A 19,178-nucleotide genomic window follows, 5' to 3' on the forward strand; every position below is an offset into this window, starting at 1 on the left:
TAGCTACCAGTAAGGAGAAGAAAGCGCATAGGGTCGCTGGGCTAAGGGCACTGCACCCGATGGTAAAGGAGAGTTTGAGTATATAGCCAATCCTCAACCTCTAGGGCCAGAACCGCCGCCTCAACCCGATCCCCGCTTGCATGGTACGCTCAAAACCCCTCAAGCTCAAAACTTGGCAACTCCGGGCAGTGCCACCGAACAACCCAATCTTATCGATCGCGTGACTGAAACGATCGAGCAGATTATTGTTCCTGGCAGTTAATTTGTAGCCAGTAAACGGTAAGGGTAGCATCGATCTAGAAGGGGCACGCCGAGCGTCATGACGCTCGGCGTGCCCCTTCTAATTACCACATTAATCTTACTGACAATACATGCGGCTTCACCGTTCGGCGATCCTCTTATTAATAAGAACCTTCCTTACACAAAACAACCTTAATTGTTTCGAGCAATATTTTTAAATCGAGAGCTAAAGACCATTGTAATATATAAACCATATCCCAATAAAAGATCTCATTAGAATCACTGCTAGTACGTCCCTTGACTTGCCAGAGTCCGGTAATTCCTGGCAAAACTTCATATCTCAACAATTTATCGGAAGAGGATTGTTCGATATCTTGCAGCGATAATTCATAGTCTCTAACTGCGAGTGGACGCGGCCCTACTAAGCTCATTTCACCTTGGAGAACGTTGATTAATTGAGGTAACTCATCTAAGCTATACTTTCTTAAAAACTTACCAACTTTAGTAATCCGGGGATCTGCTTTCATTTTAAATAAGACTCCACCTTTAACTTCGTTTTGAGCTTCGAGTTCTGCTTGGAGTTCGCTGGCATTGACTACCATCGTCCTAAATTTCCAAACTTTAAAAGGTCGTCCTTTTAAACCGATGCGTTTCTGTTTGTAAAAAATTGGCCCAGGAGAATTTTTGCGGATCGCCATCGCGATTGCTAGGAATACTGGTGATAGGATAATTAATCCGATCGATGCAGCGACTCGATCGAATATTTGCTTCAACCGAAAACTAGTTTCTAAAATCGAGATAGATTTAAAACGGCTGGTAGTAATTTCGCCGATGGTCTTGGTTTCAGCGGCTCGTTGCGATAGTTGCAATTGGGTGGGAACCATTCTCAGATGAATGCCGACTGATTTTAATTTCCAAAACAAGATAATTTGATTGTCGAGCGGCTGCTGCGAGCAGATAAATACCTCGCTGACTTTACTGGCTCGAATCAGCGCAAACATCCCATCTAATTGACTTTGGAGATTCCAATCGGCCAAATCGAGTTTGCGCTCTACTCTAAATTGCTTAGAGCGGTTGACTAATTTTTGAACTTTTTCGATATCATTTCTTTCGCCTAACAACGCAACTGAGTTCTGAAAAATCGGGTAACGACTGCGAATCTGGATAATTAGGAGATCTAATAAGAATCTTGCCAAGCCAATTAAGATAAAATTCAACATCCACGCAATCGCGAATACCGATCTGGTCACCCACCAGAATCCTGGTTGATATAAAAAAGCACCAACTACGATCGTTAAATGCGCCAGTGTCAGAGATTTAAACAACTTGGCAAATCTGTGTAGTCGATCGTCAGTGCCATAGAATCCCGAAGCGGTAAGAGTCCCAATGCTGATGACGATAATCGGCCAAATCGATTCTGAGATATGGATCGAGCCTGACGTACCGAGGAGATCGGCAATCTGCCAAGAAATAAATAACATCGCCGCATCGAGCAACAGTAGAATTATCGGCCTTAACATTACCAGCGGCGTTCGCCACTGAATAGCTACATTAGTTGCTCTGATATCTTCGATCTGCCACAGATTGTCTGTAAAATCGGTTTTGTTGACATCAGTCATGCGATAGTTATGTTAAATAAAGTGAATTAAAAATTTGCAGCGATCGCTATATAAGTCTAAAAACTCAAATAGAATTGCTATAGAAAATTGCCTAAATGTACGGCGCAGATCTAAGTCAAAAAATAAGATTCACGCGCTATTAATCTACTGCGCCTAAAAAATCTACTAATTCTGTCAACTTATCCCAAGCCACACCACTATTTAATACTGCTGTTGCCAGTTCGATCCCTTGCTGATGTGCGCCCATAGGTACGAGATTAGCCACTTGGAGTGCTAATCCAGCATTAACAGCCACCACATCTCGTTGAGCGGGAGTGCCTTTACCTTGCAGCACGGCGGTGAGGATCGCCGCATTTTCCGCCACATCGCCACCTGCTAGAGCCGTAATTGGTGCGGGAATAATGCCTAGCTCTACCGGATCGATACTGGTGAGTTTGACCTCACCATTTGTTAAGATGGCCAGATCTGTTGCATCGCCTAGACCAGCCTCATCCAAACCTTCGCGACCATGCAAGACGATCGCTTGGTGAGTACCGAGGATACCTGCTGCTTCGGCAATAATTTCGAGCAGATGGGGTGTAAATACGCCGATAATTTGTCCTGTCGGGCGCAGGGGATTGACAAGCGGTCCGAGCAGATTAAATACCGTCCGAATCTTCAATTCTTGGCGGAGCGAAGCCACTGCTTTCATGGCTGGATGCCAACCAGGGGCAAATAAAAAGGTAATGCCGACTGCATCTAAAGCGGCAGCTACCCGCTCAGCGGGAGCTGTTAATTTGACACCGAGGGCTTCTAGGACATCGGCAGAACCGACCCGACTGGATGCCGATCGATTTCCATGTTTGGCAACTTTTGCGCCTGCTGCGGCGGCTACAAATGCCACTGCGGTGGAGATATTGAAGGTCGATGCACCATCGCCACCAGTGCCGCAGGTATCGATCGCGGGTGTGAAAGGTGCGATCGCTGGAGCTTGTAATGCCTGAGCCATGCCAGCAAGTTCTGGCGCGGTAATTTGCTTGGCTTCGAGTGCGGCTAAAATGGCTCCAGATAATCCGGGTGGGATCTCACCATCGAGCCATCCCTGCATCAGGATTTTGGATTGTGCTTGACTGAGCGATTGTTTTTCTAGTAATTGCTGGAGTAGCTGCGACCAAGTTGCGGATTCAGTTAAGGTGAGCATGAGGATTTGAGATCTTAAATAAATAACAGCACATGAAGACTAGTACCAGTAGAGCTGAGGGTACCCACAAGGGGCACCCCTACAGGTTAATTGTGTAGGGGTACCCTGGGTCTACACTAAGCACTAATTAGTTAAACTAATCTTGGTTCGATCGCGGAACGAATTAAGGCCAGCCGATCGAGATTACAATCTGACCAGGAAAGTGTCTAAATATTTAACTAGAGGGCTGTAATCGTTAACTGAGCCAATAAATCCGACATGACCATCTGGACGAACCAGGAACATCTGTCCATCGCGCCCCAGTTGACGATCGCTATCGCGATCCATTGGTTGAATTGTCGCCACCTTGATTTTCGAGCGGAATCGGCCTGCGCTCTCATAAGCTCGTTCGACTATCTCACTGTCCTTCGTCCGCAGTAGCAGCGTCCAGTGATGAATTGAAGTCAAGCGATGTAGATTTTCCCATTGCCCATTGCCAGATACCACCGGGACATTAGGGATGCGATCGCCTGCATGTAGCGACCCACTAGCATTCTGTTGCCAAGCTAACGGGCTATTGCGGTACTCCATGCCCAAGTCGCTGAGCATGAATTCAATCTTGCGTCTCACTGGCTGGAGCGACAATCCGATCGGCATGAACGTTTCCATCAGCCGGAGCTTATGATATGGTTGCGGCTGCTCCATCACGTTCGAGTTGTTGGCCTCGATGATAGTTTGGGCGTTGGCGCGTTGTTCGATCGTATAAGTATCCAACAGACAGGATTTGGCTTCACCGCGCTCGACTGCGGCTAATTTCCAGCCGAGGTTATAAGCACCTCGGAGTCCGGTATTCATCCCATGTCCGCCGATCGGTGCCCAAGCGTGAGCTGTATCCCCGACTAGCAGCACGCGACCTTTGTTGAAGGTCGCAGCAATCCGATTCTGAAATCGGGCGCGACTGAGCCAAATGGGTGCGGTTAGCTCTAGCTGCAATTCTGGCATGTAAGTAACCGCTGCCACTAAGTCGCGCATTTCTGCCAAGCTGGGCGGTGTTTTGACATCGGGAGTGGGATCGCTAGCAAACGCACAGAAACGGTAACTATCACCTGGCATCGAAAACCCTAACATTGAAACGTTCTCTTTCAAAAAGAAGTAGCCGTGAGAAGTGGATTTGGGAAACCGCCAGGTTGGTTTGGCATTGACTTGAAGTGTTTGTAGGTTCGTCACGCGCTCGCCTTCAAACGGAATTTGTGCGGCTTCACGGATCGCGCTCCGAGTTCCTTCGCAGGCTACTACCCATTGGGTCGCGATGGTTTCCTCCTCTCCCTGGGCATTGCGGAGCGTAATTTCAGCTCCATCGTCATGTGCGTGAAGTCCAATTGCCTCTTTTTCCCACTCGACTTCAACTCCTAAATTAGCCAGTGACTCGGCTAAGAGCCGCTCGGTATCATGCTGTTCGATACAGAGGGGATTTGGGTAGTCCGTCTTGGTGGAACCATATTCAAGACCGCCGATCTTCCGACCGTTGATATAAATATGAGTGCTCTGTAGTCGATGTGCAAAGTCCAAAAATTTGTCGATTACGCCTAGTTCTGCGAGTGCTTCTTGGGAGCGCGCCCAGAGCACGCCAGCTCGTGCTTGTCGTTTTGTAGCGGTGGCTCGATCGATAATCCGCACGGACAGGGACAGTAACGTTAATTCGATCGCTAGCATGAGACCCGTGGGGCCAGCACCAACGATTAATACTTGAGGTTGAGATGAATTAGGCATGATAATTTACTCTCGATTCAAAATTAGAATGATTATTTATGGTTGTAAAAATTTGGGGTTGACTGTTTGAGATCTTTTGGTGGGGAGGGCGGGTTCGTTCGACATCGAAGTGAAAAAATCGATATTAGCTGGCATAAACCCGCCCCTACGGTTGGTGTAAAGAACGTTCGTATCCGGATCTGTAGGGGCGGGTTTATGCTAAAAATTCTTGCTTAAAACAATCATCTTCCAAGCGAACCCGCCCTCCCCCACCAATACCTGTTCGAGATCGATCGAGATTACAATCTGACCAAAAAAGTGTCTAAATACTTAACTAGAGAGTTGTAATCGTTAACTGCGCCAATAAATCCGACATGAGCATCTGGACGAACGAGGAGCATCTGTCCATCGCGCCCCAGTTGCCGATCGCTATCGCGATCCATTGGTTGAATTGTCGTCACCTTGATGGTCGAGCGGTATTGACCTACTATCTGATAGGCTCGTTCGATGACCTGACTGTCTTTAGTCCGCAGTAGCAGCGTCCAGTGGTGAATCGAGATCGAGCGATGCAGATTTGCCCATTGTCCATCGCCCGATACTACCGGGACATTGGGGAGGCGATCGCCTGCATGTAGTGACCCACTGCCCTTTTGCTGCTGTGATAACGGGCTATTGCGGTACTCCATGCCCAGGTCGCTGAGTGTGAACTCCATCAGGCGTTTCACTGGCTGGAGCGATAATCCGAACGGCATGAACGTTTGCATCAGCCGGAGCTTAGTAGCTGATGGCGGCTGCTCGACGATGTTCATCCGGTTGGCATCGACGATTGTTTGGGCGTTGGCACGTTGTTCGATCGTATAAGTATCCAACAGACAGGATTTGGCTTCACCACACTCGACTGCGGCTAATTTCCAGCCGAGGTTGTAAGCACCTCGGAGTCCGGTATTCATCCCATGTCCGCCGATCGGTGCCCAAGAATGAGCCGCATCCCCGACTAGCAGCACGCGACCTTTGTTGAGAGTAGCAGCAATCCGATTCTGAAATCGGGCGCGACTGAGCCAAACGGGTTCGGATAGCTCTAGCTGTAATTCCGGCATGTAACTAACTGCTGCCGTCAAGTCGCGCATTTCTGCCAAGCTGGGCGGCGTTTTGCGCTCTGGACTGGGGTCGGTAGTAAAGGTAAAGAAACGGTAAGTGTCACCGGGCACGGGAATACTCATGATTGAGACTTGCTCGCCCAGAAAGAAATAGCCTTGAGAAGTGGATTTGGGAAACCGCCAAGTTGGTTTGGCATTGACCTGAACTGCTTGTAGGTTCAGCGCAGGCTCTCCTTCAAACGGAATCTGCGCTGCTTCACGGATCGGACTCCGACTGCCTTCGCAGCCTACTAGCCAGTGAGTCTCGATCGTTTCCTCCGTGCCATTGGCAGCCCGCACAGTGACTTCCGCTCCATCGTCATGGGTGCGAACCCCGATTGCTTCAGTTTCCCATTCAACCTCAACTCCTAGATCGGATAATGATTCAGCTAAGAAGCGTTCGGTATCGTGTTGTTCGATCGTCATCGGGAAAGGGTAGTCACTCTTGATATGACCGAACTCGAACCCGCTTAATTGCTTACCCTTTGCATAGACATCAAAGTTGTGCATTTTATGCGATCGAGCCAAGAACTTGTCGATTACTCCTAGCTCTGCCAGAGCTTCTTGGGCACGCGACCAGATCACGCAGGCTCTAACTTGGCGTTTGGTTTCAGCGGCTCGATCGATAATCCGAACCGAAAGTGAAAGTAATGTTAATTCGATCGCCAGCATCAAACCAGTAGGGCCAGCACCGACAATTAATACTTGATGTTGAGATGAATTAGACATGGAATTAGGGGATAGGGGATAGGGAATAGGGAATAGGGAATAGGGGTTGGGGGTTGGGGGTTAGGGGGAGTTTTAGATGAAAGAAAATAGTATGGAAAATAGACTTCCTGCAAAAGTAAAAATAAAATCTTTTTTAGTATTGTTTTGTCTAAAACGCCCCTATCCCCTATCCCCTATCCCCTATTCCCTGACTGAGGAGAAAATGAAACAAAGCAAATGTAGCCACAGCTAGACCAGCAGTTGCCCAAAAGACACCGTGCATACCCCATAAGCCAGCAAAGATCCCTGCGATGAGTGGTCCCAATCCGAAACCGAACGATTGCACGCTCGCGTTGACTGCCATAAATCCAGCTCGCGTATCGTCGATCGTTAATTTTGCTAAGAGTGTGTGGCTAGCAGGTATTGCTAGAGCGAGTGCCACGCCGAATAAAATACTCGGAACGAACAACAGCCATGCCCGATCGATTAGCGGAATAATCGATAGTGAAATCGCGGCGATCGCAAAAGCTAGTTTAATTAGAGTTATTTCGGATGCGTGTCGCGCTAACCTTGGCAATTGCGAAGCAACCAATCCTAACGAGACAGACATGCTGGCTAAAACCAAACCAATGAACAATCCCGAAGCCCCAAAATTAAATCCTGCCAGAATCGGGATGTAAGTGATAAACGGCCCCGATTGAATCAGAAACATCACGCCGATTACTAACAGCAATCCCAGTACTGTAGAATTGCTAATACTCTGCCAGACCTTTTGCAGATAAATCTTGAGATCGATCTTTTGGCTACCGCTGGGTTGTCGGGGCAGCTTGAGCACCATCAACACCAGCAGCAGCATGGGAAAGGCGATCGTCGCTAGCAAAAAGGGATATCGCCAACTAAAACCCGCTAGCACCCCACCGAGGATCGGATAAATCGCCGTACTGGCACCGATCGCACTCACGTTAATCGACATTGCCAACACTAAGGCTTTGCCGCGATAGAGCGCACTAATCAGCGTTAGGGCAAGTAAATTTAAGCTAGCAGAGCCTAAACCTTGGAGAAATCGCCACCCAATTAAAGTTTGAAAATCGCTAGCGAAGGCACAGCTACTTCCCGCGATCGCAAACAGTAACAACGACGGAACTAACACTTTTTTCATCCCAATTCGATCGGCTACGATGCCTAAAATGGGTGTAGCAATGCCGATGGGTAGAAAATAAGCAGCCATTACTAGTTGAATTTCACTAGGTGAAACATCAAAAATTTTCGATAATTCTGGGAGGAGCGGGCCAATTGTTGGTCCACCCATAATCTCGATGAGGGTGAGGCTGATGATGATATAAAAGTTTCGATCGTGCAGCGGATTTTTGGTGCTGATAAATTGAGATAATTCATCACTTTGACTCTCTAAATCTAAAATTAGCGGATCTTTCATTGGTTTATTTATCCTGATAAGTTGAGATTTTTCAAAGAAGTGGGATTAAATTTTATTTCGTATAGAACCCCTTTGAGAGCCGCTAGTGGGGAGGGCGGGTTTGTTCGATATCGATTTTAGAGATTGATATCAGCTTGCATAAACCCGCCCCTACGGTCGATCTATAAAATGTACGATCGTGGATATACGTGGATCTGTAGATGGCTTTGTTTATGCTGAAAATTCCCGTCATTGACCGTTAGATTTAGACAAACCCGCCCCCACTAGCAGCTTCTATAACCCAACTGGCAAATGTTCGGGGCCGTGAAACACGATATTGTCCGCCCATTTAATGGCTCGATCGACTAAATGCAGTTTCGGGAAGCGGTTAATCAGGATATTTAGGGAAATCTGAGCTTCAGCGCGAGCTAGTTCCGCACCCAGACAAAAGTGAATGCCACCACCAAAACCACAGTGATGATTGTCCTGACGCTGAAGATCGAGTTCGTCGGCTCGATCGAAACGACTGGGGTCGCGGTTAGCAGCACCGAGCATTAAGCCCAAACTGTCACCTCGGCGAATCAGCCTGCCGCCAATTTTCACATCTTCATAAGCCCACCTCGATAACATCTGGACGGGGCCGTCATAGCGAATTAGCTCCTCTACTGCCGCTGGCATCAGATCGGGATGAGCGCGTAATCGCTGCATCTGAGCTGGATTGCGGAGTAGCGAAAGCGTTCCTTTGGCTATTAAGTTAATTGTCGTTTCGTGTCCTGCCGTGAGTAGATGAATGCAGGTAGATAATATTTCCTCGTCATTCAATTTATCGCCTTCATATCTAGCTTTAGCTAAAGCCGTAATTAAATCCTCGCGGGGGTTAGCATGGCGTTTGGCGATCGCATCTTTAAAGTATTCAATAAAAGCTTGAGTAGCTGTTTCTGCTCGTTCGTAAACTGCCACAGAAGGAGTCAATCGCGAAGCACTAGCGTGTTGCAATGCTAATGCCCAATCTCTAAACATCAACCGATCTGCGGGATCTACTCCGAGCAAAGTAGCAATGACCATTACTGGCAACGGAAACGCAAAATCGTCAATTAAATCCATCTCCGATCGATCCTCAACACGATCCAACAGACTATCGGCAATTTCGACGATCGCCGGACGGATAGTTTCTAGAGTCTTAGGCGAAAAAGCTTTATTTACTAATAATCTCAACCCATTAGTGACAAGTTAAGAAGCGATCGCACTTGTCAAGCGGGCTTGAGGCGATGAGTCGAAGAAAAAATTGTCTGTTCGACTCATAGAATCAGGAAAAGGTGCAATAATTAACTTAACATTAGGTTTACGAACAGTTTTAACAATACCTAAATCTTGATTCTCTGGGGCAGCAAAATAGGTGACTGGATTGGCAGCTAAACCTTTATGATGAGCTACATGAAAATGATAAAGACCTCGATAAATCATCTCTAAAGAAATGCGGTCGAATGGGAGAGATAATTCATCAGCTACAGCATCACCTAAATCGACTAGAACTGCATAAAACAGCCAAGTCCCCCACATCTGTAATTTAATTCCATTAACTGAACCAGTCCATAAATAACTCAACCCGAGCAATCGTTTAACAGTATTAAAAGCCTCTTCAATTCGCCACCGTCTTCCGTACAAATCGGCGACTACATAGGGAGGAAGATTCAATGGGTCGAGTACACTAGTTAGATAAGAATACCAGACTTTACCCACTTTAATTTCGACTAATCTTACAGTTATATATGGAGTCTTTTTGGTGCCAGACCCCATCCGCACTATTCGGTCACGGATACTATAACTATTGCTAAATACTCGCTCTATCTGTAGCGATGCACCTTTTTTTAATCGAGTAATAAAATGAATATCTCTGTTAATTAATTCTTGCCAAAATTGGAAATGATAGAAGCCTCGATCCAAGAGCAATAAAGTGCCCGATGTTACTAAATTCAGGATATCTTTCTCAAAATTAACATCTGAAGCTTTGGGATTTTCTCTAAACCAGATTTCAATCGGCAATCTCGTCACCAAATCTATGACTACTCCCATTTTTCCCGCTAGTTGTCCGATTGGCACATCAGATAAGCTATCTAATTTCTTGAATATCGCTTCCAATGTGGAGCCATCACATGCCCAAATCCGCTCAAATTTTGCTTGAGCAAATTCAATGCTTTGTGGCAACAATCGCTGTTTTCTCTGGTGCCACTTCACTCTAAATTCTGGCAGTAATTCCTTAAACACTCTCTCAAATAACTCAGATGGAAAGGTCAGAAATCTTTGTGCAATCGCCTGTTGACTTACTTGTGTTGGCTCACACCACAAAAATCCTTCTCGCCCTAACATTCGGCTTAGTTCTCTGACTCCTGGCACATTCCGCCACAGTAGCGTCAGCACTGCTGCCATCATCAAGGGTAAATTTAACAGCCGATTTCTCAGCCCTAATTGTCGGTAGTAATGACTTTGATTGAAAATTGCTGGTGTCAATAAAGCCTCTACTTGAGCGGCGATGATCTCATCTTCCACACCTGGTTGGTGGTTCTTTTTGGCGTGGTCGCGGTTACTTCTTCGGCGGCTGGTCATCAGGCCTCTATTCCCTCAAACTCTTGACTAGAAACAGTTTGGCATCTTTTTATTACCTTTTTGACAAATCTCTGATTTTCTTAACTTGTCACGAATGATCTCAACCGAGTATGGTTAGGCGGATCGCGGAATACCATCCAGTTACTCACCATCGAACTAAAGCCTCGATAAGCTTTGGGTACTGGTGAGGTTTCAATATCGGGGCGAACTTTTTGACCTTCGCGACCAAATCGCCGATCTTCAAGTACCTGGACGACATCTTGATAACGGAACAGATACCAAGCACCAGCCAGTTGAGGTTTGGCAGCCATGCCCCAATGCACGGGGTCTGTTTCTCGATAGTGTCGGTAAACTGGGTAAGGATCGGCAATGACTTCGGGCAGAAATGGATTTAATCGCTCTATTGTCGAAACAGTCATAGTTAAATTAATTGATAATTGATAATTAATAATTGGTTTTTTTGTGTCCAGTTACTTATTAACGAGCTACTGCCAAGGGAGCTAGTTTCAGTGGATAAGCCAGTGAAGCCAGCATCTGATTCATCCGAATGCGCCCCTCGCGCTGAACTCTAGCGACCGAAGCTCGCGACTCCAACCGTTTCATATAATTTGTGAGGTTGGGTAAATGTCGATAGTCATAAACCAGCCGTAAATAAGTAAGTGTCGGTGCGGCAGTACAGTCTGCTAACGAAAATTGCTCTCCCACCAGCCAAGTCCGGTCTTGAAGTCGATCTTCTAGCAGGCTGCAAGCTATTTCTAGCAGCCTGCTCGCTTTGATTACCTCTTTTTTGCCACGCAGCTCCAATTCGCGCTGACTATCGGCAAACAGCACTTCGCGGCTACTGTTGATATAAACATCGATAATTCTCTCGATCGTCCGAATCTCTAAAATCCGCTCTGGATTGAGTAAGCAAGGCTGCTGAGGGAATTGCCGATCGAGATATTCAATGATGATGCAAGCTTCAAAAAATATTTCCCCATTGTCGGTTTCTAGGGTCGGAATTTTAGCAAAGGGATTAATTTTTTGGTATTGTTCCCGTGCTTCTGGATCGAAAAGACTTACCTTAATTGGCGTAAAAGGAATGTCTTTTTCGTAAAGAGCGATCGCGACTCGTTGACAATAAGATGAAGCTGGATCGTAGTAAAATTTCATAACTAAAGATCTCCCTTTTAGGCCATTTTTGGAGTGGTGCTTAGTTTTAGGTTACTGGTGCTAAGAGAACCCGGATCTGGGGGAGGCTTCCCCCAGACCCCCCGTTGAAGGGCGGGGTGCCGCCCCTCAAACTCCCCTGCACAAGGGTCGATCTGTAGGCAGCGATTCGCGCTTCTCTTCTCCTTTCGGAGACGCTGCGCTACGAGACGCTACGCGTTGGCGGAGCCTCGCCTCTGGCGATACGCATTAGCTTCGCAATGGGAATCGATTTGTGGGTTAGTAAGAATGTAGATAAATCTAGACTTCGTTTTTAGATCTAAATCCCCCTAAATCCCCCTTAAAAAGGGGGACTTTAAAGCCCCCTTAAAAAGGGGGTTGGGGGATTTACCCACCGGAACGAAGCAATTGGACTTTTCAGACATCCTCTAATTTTCGATCGTCAAAAATAGCCACGAATTCGATCGATAGTGCCATCGAGATCGTCTGGTAAATCATCGCCCCGCCAAGCTACATGTCCGTCTGGTCGTACCAAAACCAACGTCTTTTCATAAATTTTGGCAATCTCCCGATCGTCGATCTGATAAGTTCGCAAGGGGACATTTTTTGCTTGGCAAGTATCGATTAAAGCTGTCACATCTCGATCGCCAAAATTAAGTAATACTAAGCCGTGACCGAAGAGATCTAAGGTCGATTTATTTGCTTCTAACCAGGCATGTGGCGCGCGACTGCCTGGATAGCTGGTGGGAGTCCACTCATCCGGCTTTTGAACGGGTGGTTTCTCTGGTTCGGTGGCAATAGCAGGCGATTCATAATAAAAGCCAAAGTGAATTCCTGGCGCGTTAAATTCGCGATTGACATCACTGTGTTGCATTTTTTCGGTCATCTGTTGGCGCGCGCGATCGCCTTCAGGTGAGTCCAGCATAATTTCAGGTGGTAGAGTACGTTTGAGGGTACGTTCCAGATTGAGATTAGCTTCTTCTACAGCCGCAACCGCTAGCGGATGACGTTCGGTTTGATAGGTATCTAGCAATTGGGGACTAGCCCAGCCTTGCAACACAGCGGCCAGTTTCCAACCTAGATCTAAGGCATCCGAGACCCCAGTATTCATGCCGAAGCCGCCGGAAGGAGATAGCGTATGCGCGGAGTCACCGACAAAAAAGATGTTTCCCGACTGGTAATCAGTGGCAACTCGATGGGTTAAATACCACAGAGAGGTAGACAGAATTTCAATTGGCGTATCGATCCCGACGGCTTCTTTAACTGCTTTTTCGGAATCGCGCGGGGTGCCATCTTCGTGGGGAGTGGCGGTTAAGCGATATAGACCCACCCCGTCCATCGATCGCAGCGGATAACGCAAATTATCTGGAGTCATCATAAAGAACACCAATGCTCGACGCGCTCCCAAAATCTCTGGTAGTTCTGGTGCCTGAAAGAGAATGTTTTGAAATATACGGGTGGGATGGTGGGCGAGCGTATCGATGCCGCAGGTTTTCCGAATGAGGCTACTCGCACCATCGCAAGCAACCGCGTATTTAGCCTCGACAGTGGCTGTATCGCCGCTCTCTAAAAATTTGATTTGACCGACAATTCCCTGCTGAGTCGATTCCAAACTTTCTAGACGACAGTTGAGGTTAATCGGCCCAGCCGGAGCAATACCCAGCTCTTTGGTGAGTAAGGGCACGAGCCAGTGATGGGGACAGGGATGTTCTGATTCTGGGCTATGGGGTGGTAAGGTTCGCTCGGCGTGACTACCAAACTTTAAGCGATGGATCTCATGTTTGCCCACAGCCGTAACCCATGCCACATCGAGCGGATGGTCTGCTGGCCAACCCGCATCGCGAACCGATTGAGCCAAACCCCAACGGCGGAAAATTTCCATCGATCGCGGCCCGACAGTCCCAACTTTAGGGTGATCGATGACCCCATCAGACTGTTCTACTAGCAAGCAATCGATGCCTTGGTATCTCAGTTCTAAGGCCATTGCTAGCCCCACGGGGCCGCCACCAACAATTAATACTTGTGTTTCGATCGTCCGGTGATTCATAGCTGAATAGGGGATAGGGGATAGGGAATAGGGAATAGGGGGACTAGGCTTCGGCTGAGATGGTGTTACCCCCCCTGGAGGGCTGGGGTGGAAATCCCCTCCTCGGAGGGGTGCCCGTAGGGCGGGGTGGAAATCCCCTCCTCGGAGGGGTGCCCGTAGGGCGGGGTGGGTAGATCTCCGCAGCAACTCTAATAACTAATCGATCGCCATCTCCGTAAAAAAACCAACGTAAAAATCAAACAGCTCAGTAACTGTGCTGCTAATCGCCGGACACTTTTTAGCTTGCGCGCTCAATTTTTCAAACCGCCGCGCGATCGCCTGATAAGCGATCTCTGGCGTGGGAATATAAGCAGGTGGCGTGGTCATATTAAAAGATGGCCCTGCGGTTCGACCCCGCTTCCCAGAAGGCATCGTCATCAGTAATTCGCCAAGGGGACGTACCATGCCTGCCATAATATCGATCGCGGCATTCATGAGTTTCGATCTCCGGAGGCTACCATTCGGCATCAACCCAAAGTGCTGTACCATGAGCTGCATCATGATGAAGTAGCACTCATCGCAGATTTGCATCACTGTGACAGTTTCAGCCGCAGTTACCACGCTGGTACTACAGTCTTTTGAATGCAGCGTCGGGTTGCGTAAAGCTGGATAGGCTGGATTCCAGGGTACGGGGCTGTTGTTATCGCTCGCAAATTGTTGTTGGGCTAGTGCTGCGGCCATCCGGCGAAATTGCTGATAGTGGGAGCGATCGAATTTAGGCGAGTTGGCATCGCATCCTTCCCCTTGTTCGGTAATTAAGTCGATCGCAAACAGGGCACTCTTCACATCTTCCACTTGCAACTGATAGTGTGGGTGATGCTGGTTAAAATCCTCCCTTAAAAATAAGTGATGCTCGCCGCCTGCTGGGCCTTTTTTAGTGATAAATAAATCGGGGATTGTTTCGATCGCTTGGCGAATTTGGCGGTACAGTTCGCTCAACGAACCATAACTATGTAATCGATCGGCGATTGCGCTGGGCGCAGGCTTCGCCAACGGGTCTTCAACCTCACGTTCGGCTAATTCCTCCGCTAAAAAGTCGGGCATTTCCAGTCGCATAAAGCGGTGAATACTATTAGCATTTAGAGGTTCGAGTGCCAAGTCTATATCGATCGGACAATATCGATCGATCTCACCAAAGTTGGGATTGGCTGGGTAGAAGGGTTCGCCCATCGCCATCAGAATGTTATTAACCATCAAAAAGTGGATCATTTCCTCATGGGAAATCTCCAGCAATACGCCCCGCATTCCATAGTTATGCGTTTCTTGTCCATCGCCGCAGGCTAAGTTTAATTGCTCTAGAGTCCACAAACCCCGCTGCACGTATTCTCGACCTGTAACGTAGTTGGGGATGGAATAGGCGGCATAAATATATTGCAACATCACCGCGACTTCCAGTTCTGCGGCTTGGCGCAGGGCGACAACCAATTCGTCACGGGTGTCGATCGATCGCTGCGTCCGCTTGGTTGTGGGCGTGGGATCGGGAACATAGCCGACTTGCTGTTGATTTTGTAAATATTTATATAAAAGCATTGCCTTTGGTTGAGATAGTTCTCTAGTTGGGGGCATGTAATAGGTCTTATGTTTGTTTTGGGGGTCGCACATCTGCCACATCAACCGCGCGTAAGTTTCGACCTTGCACTTGTCGGCGAGGCTAAAAACTTCGGCTTTCATAAACGAGAAGCACAACTCGTAATAAGCGAGAATTTCTTGATAAATCAGATCGAAATCGACATCTCGATCGGGAATATCTGCCAAATGCCAGTCATCGGGCATCACCCGCACCGCAAACGATCCAGCTCCAGACCAAAACCCCAGGCGATCGTCGTTATCGTAGCTAAGTTCGGCGGCATCGGGATGGTAGCGATTCTCCACAGGAGAGGCTTCTGCAAAGGCAGACGCTCCGCGAACGCCAACGACAGGTAATGCTTGCGGGTCGGTCGATAACAGCACGCGGGTAGTGCCCGACTGGCAGCCCCGAATCGTTAACCAGCCTTGCCCCTGTCGATCGGTTGCGAGCTTACAGCTAGTGGCAAAATCTCCGATTTCCGAGCGTTTGCCCGGTTTAAATTCCAGCAGATCGAGCTGGCTACTGGGGGGAAAGTGAAAATCTCGACCGATTTTCGCCGGATCTAGTTGCTCCGGAGGAGACACTACGCGATCGAACTCATGCCGGAGCTGAGGTAGTCCACGGGGATTGTAATACTGACTGAGATAGACAGACTCGACAGGTGCAGGTTGCCCGCGCACAAACGATCGCACGGCTACTTCGACAGCATAGTCCTCACCGAGCTTACGGTTGGGAAATTCTAGAAACAGACCAGCCTCATCGATCTGGAGATTAATCTCCTGTTCCTCAATCAAGACTCGTTTTTGTCCGTCTGGCGTAGTGCCGATTACAGACAAACCTTCCTGTGCTACCGCAGTGCGGAGATCTGCCCACGCTGCGGCTAGAGGTACATCGATAATCCCGCTCGTAAGTCGATGCGCTTCCTGCTGATAAGCTTGTCTGGGAATCGTCGCTACCAATTGGTGACTTTTAATCGTCCGCAGTTCCAAGTCACCTAAATCGCGTTTGGGGCCGATCGCATGAGTAGGCCCTGGCCCAGCCTGTGGGGCACGAGCGATGCAAGGTACGGCGGTAATCGCATTCACACTGACACCTCGCTCGGTAACTAGCACGGAGAGATTAGACAGCATCTGCGCTTTGCTGTTGGCAGTTTCTGGTCGCTCGACACTAGCAGGAATTAACAATCTACCAGCAGGATAAGTACTCGACTCTCCCGCGCACCACAACCCGATCGTGCCATGCAGATTCCAGAAAGTAGCCGAATCTGGTTGGAGCGGGGCAGACATATTGCTCAAGCTAAATTGCACTACCAGCCCTAATACATCCGCTCGATCCATCGCCTGACGTAACAGCTCGACTGTCGGCGATTGGGCGACTGCTTCTCCCCAGAAAAAATCTGGTGCCGCTTTGGCAACAGTAAACTGATGGACGCTCGATCGCTGAAATTCACGATTGAGACAGTGTTCGGGCAAGTATTGAATATAGTCAAAATTTTGCCACCGCGCAGGTTGTAGCCCTTCCACCGGAGCCGAGAATAAATTCGGGATTTCCTGAGAAGTGCCTTGTCTGCCAAAGGTAAGTTGACCGACCATAATGGTGGTCGTCCAGTTAGAAGCCGGATCGATATCAAAAATCCGCGCCCGATTAAAAGTAGTGCCCAAATATTCATTATGGTGTCCCCACAGATCGATGCTGCGCCCCACCACAACGTCATTTAGGTCGATCTGTCCTGGTTCCCGTTGGGCACTGACAATTTTAGCTTCGATCGCAAAGTGACCGTTGCCGCCAAAATCCCAACCTTTCGCCGTACTGAAAGCACCTGCTTCATCCCACTCTCCTCGATCGTTAAACCGAGATCCTGCGGATTGGAGGTATTCATGGTATTCAGAGGTCGGGCGGTTTAGATCGAAGGGTTGACCATCCATGTAAGCAGTATTAGTACTCAAATCTACCAAACCGTTTCGATGTCCGGTCGGAGCATGAATGCGAGCAAACCCTTGAAAGTGCAGACGTGGAAAATTTAATATACTCATGTCACATCTTGCATTAAAACAAAGCTAATAGTGTTTTAGGGAATAGGGAATAGAGGATAGGGGATAGGGATGTAGATACAAAGTATCCTTCTTGTATTAAAAGTAAATGTAAAAGCTATTTACTATCCCCTATCCCCTATCCCCTCTCTCCACCAGAACTCATAACTAGCAACCTTGATGAGCAGTATCGATCGCACCTTCATTAAGCTCGATCGGTTGATGCGAGACAATCCGATCGATAGCTTCCAATGCTGACTCGATCGCTCCCTGAAGCCATGCGGGAAATCTGGAACAATGTTCGCCAGCAAAAAAGAGTCGATTTAGCGGTCTGGCAGCTTCTAGGTATCTGAAAGCATGGTTGAGTTCATCAGATAAATCGCCACCCCAAGGAATAGTACAGCCACCATTACTCCACGGATAATTACCCCAAGCTACGGTTGCGGCATCGAGAATGACACCAGGAGTATTAATTGTTGGGTGGATCTGACCGACCCAATCCCGCACGTAAAAACAGCGTTGGGAATCTGACATGACATCTAAGTGTTCGGAGTCCTTACCGATGGTGTAGCTAGCTAGGAGTACGCTGCCGCGATCGGGGTGAGACTCGATCGATGGATAATAGACCTGCTGGATACCTTCACCACCCAGCGATGCACCACCGCCGATCCCTTCTTTCTCCCAAAAAGGTTCCGAGCAGTGCAAGATCGTCTTAGTTGCCGCACAGTAGACAGTATTCTCAATCGCTGCTAATTTCCGATCGTCAAAGCCAATTAACTCAAGATTTTTGAGAATCGAAAAGGGAATAGTACACAATACATAGTCACAAATACGATGTTGTAACATCCCGTTTTCCAACCAAGAAACTTTGACCGCATCCGCTCGCACATCTAAAGCCATTACTTCTCGATTGCATTTAATTGGAGCCTTAATTGCTGCTGCTAACCGATCGATTAGCTGCTCCATCCCCCCTTCTAATTGCAATAAATCATCGCTAGTCTCGACCAAGATATCGCTGAGAAATATATCGAGGGCTTTGCTGCAATGAGCGCGAAAGCTGGGATTAGCTTTAATAAACTTGTGAAAGTTTACCGTATCCCCATCCGCGCTGAAATATGGTTCGAGATCCAATCGATCTAGCTCCGCCATTAAATGCGATTCTAAATCTCGATCGAAACTATCCCGCAAATCGCTAGGGGCGATCGCATCGATAATCGTTTTCAGCCAAGCCGCAAAGTGACGCGTTTTTTCACGATACTGTGTTGCTAAAAAGATCCCTTGATAGTATTGCTCGAAGCTTTTAGAAGCATCTTTAATTCGGAAAATCTTGCCTTGGATATTCATCAGAGCATTGTGCTCCTCGAATACTGTAATAAACTTGCACAGCTTATCGTCCAATCCCAGCTCGCGGACATAATGCAGAGTATGTTCGTGAGTCTTGGGAATCCGCATCGCACCGAGTTCGCCATAGGGCGCATCAGCTCCAGACCCAAATCGGTATGTCCACACCCGACCGCCAATGCGGGGACTACCTTCGAGCACTTCGACCTGATGACCCAATTTTTCGAGTTCGTAAGCTGCTACTAAACCTGCAATTCCAGCACCAAGAATAGTGATTTTTTTGGGCTGCCGATTTGCGCTCCGACAATCATTTAGAATCTGGTTGGTATTCATAGTAGTTTAAAAGAACGAGCATAAACCCTGGAGAATCCCCCTA

General features: G+C 47.9%; 11 protein-coding genes and 2 pseudogenes. 1 reads left to right on the forward strand and 12 read right to left on the reverse strand.

The window, feature by feature from the left end; translation table 11 throughout:
* Window positions 1-31 precede the first annotated feature (31 nt).
* Window positions 32-262: pseudogene (locus CHA6605_RS37150) on the forward strand (manganese catalase family protein); the annotation flags it as partial.
* Window positions 263-401: 139 nt separating this feature from the next.
* Here the strand turns inward: CHA6605_RS37150 and CHA6605_RS07125 are convergent.
* The 12 genes and pseudogenes from CHA6605_RS07125 to CHA6605_RS07180 form a co-directional block, all read right to left on the reverse strand.
* The gene (locus tag CHA6605_RS07125; protein ID WP_015158817.1) at window positions 402-1,859 is read right to left on the reverse strand and encodes a sugar transferase; all 1,458 of its coding nucleotides are present in this window, start codon (window positions 1,857-1,859) and stop codon (window positions 402-404) included.
* A gap of 139 nt (window positions 1,860-1,998) precedes the next feature.
* Entirely contained in the window at window positions 1,999-3,039 is a 1,041-nt protein-coding gene (gene trpD, locus CHA6605_RS07130) for an anthranilate phosphoribosyltransferase (protein WP_015158818.1), read from the reverse strand.
* Window positions 3,040-3,222: 183 nt separating this feature from the next.
* Window positions 3,223-4,788 (reverse strand): FAD-dependent monooxygenase, encoded by a 1,566-nt coding sequence (locus CHA6605_RS07135; protein WP_015158819.1) that lies wholly within the window; start codon window positions 4,786-4,788, stop codon window positions 3,223-3,225.
* 278 nt (window positions 4,789-5,066) lie between these two features.
* Entirely contained in the window at window positions 5,067-6,632 is a 1,566-nt protein-coding gene (locus tag CHA6605_RS07140) for an FAD-dependent monooxygenase (RefSeq protein WP_015158820.1), read from the reverse strand.
* A 166-nt stretch (window positions 6,633-6,798) separates the two neighbouring features.
* Window positions 6,799-8,046 carry an MFS transporter gene (locus CHA6605_RS07145; protein ID WP_015158821.1) on the reverse strand — a complete coding sequence of 416 codons (1,248 nt, stop codon included), beginning with the start codon at window positions 8,044-8,046 and terminating at the stop codon, window positions 6,799-6,801.
* 273 nt (window positions 8,047-8,319) lie between these two features.
* Entirely contained in the window at window positions 8,320-9,240 is a 921-nt protein-coding gene (locus tag CHA6605_RS07150) for a cytochrome P450 (protein ID WP_086936184.1), read from the reverse strand.
* A 15-nt stretch (window positions 9,241-9,255) separates the two neighbouring features.
* Entirely contained in the window at window positions 9,256-10,629 is a 1,374-nt protein-coding gene (locus tag CHA6605_RS07155; RefSeq protein WP_015158054.1) for an IS4 family transposase, read from the reverse strand.
* A gap of 89 nt (window positions 10,630-10,718) precedes the next feature.
* Window positions 10,719-11,048: pseudogene (locus CHA6605_RS07160) on the reverse strand (cytochrome P450); the annotation flags it as partial.
* Between the two features lie 58 nt (window positions 11,049-11,106).
* Window positions 11,107-11,781 (reverse strand): glutathione S-transferase family protein, encoded by a 675-nt coding sequence (locus CHA6605_RS07165; protein WP_015158822.1) that lies wholly within the window; start codon window positions 11,779-11,781, stop codon window positions 11,107-11,109.
* 439 nt (window positions 11,782-12,220) lie between these two features.
* The gene (locus CHA6605_RS07170) at window positions 12,221-13,825 is read right to left on the reverse strand and encodes an FAD-dependent monooxygenase (protein WP_015158823.1); all 1,605 of its coding nucleotides are present in this window, start codon (window positions 13,823-13,825) and stop codon (window positions 12,221-12,223) included.
* Between the two features lie 195 nt (window positions 13,826-14,020).
* The gene (locus tag CHA6605_RS07175; protein WP_015158824.1) at window positions 14,021-17,464 is read right to left on the reverse strand and encodes a ferritin-like domain-containing protein; all 3,444 of its coding nucleotides are present in this window, start codon (window positions 17,462-17,464) and stop codon (window positions 14,021-14,023) included.
* Between the two features lie 165 nt (window positions 17,465-17,629).
* Entirely contained in the window at window positions 17,630-19,135 is a 1,506-nt protein-coding gene (locus CHA6605_RS07180) for a flavin monoamine oxidase family protein (RefSeq protein WP_015158825.1), read from the reverse strand.
* Between the last annotated feature and the right edge of the window lie 43 nt (window positions 19,136-19,178).

This window comes from Chamaesiphon minutus PCC 6605, from assembly GCF_000317145.1.
GTDB classification, from domain to species: domain Bacteria; phylum Cyanobacteriota; class Cyanobacteriia; order Cyanobacteriales; family Chamaesiphonaceae; genus Chamaesiphon; species Chamaesiphon minutus.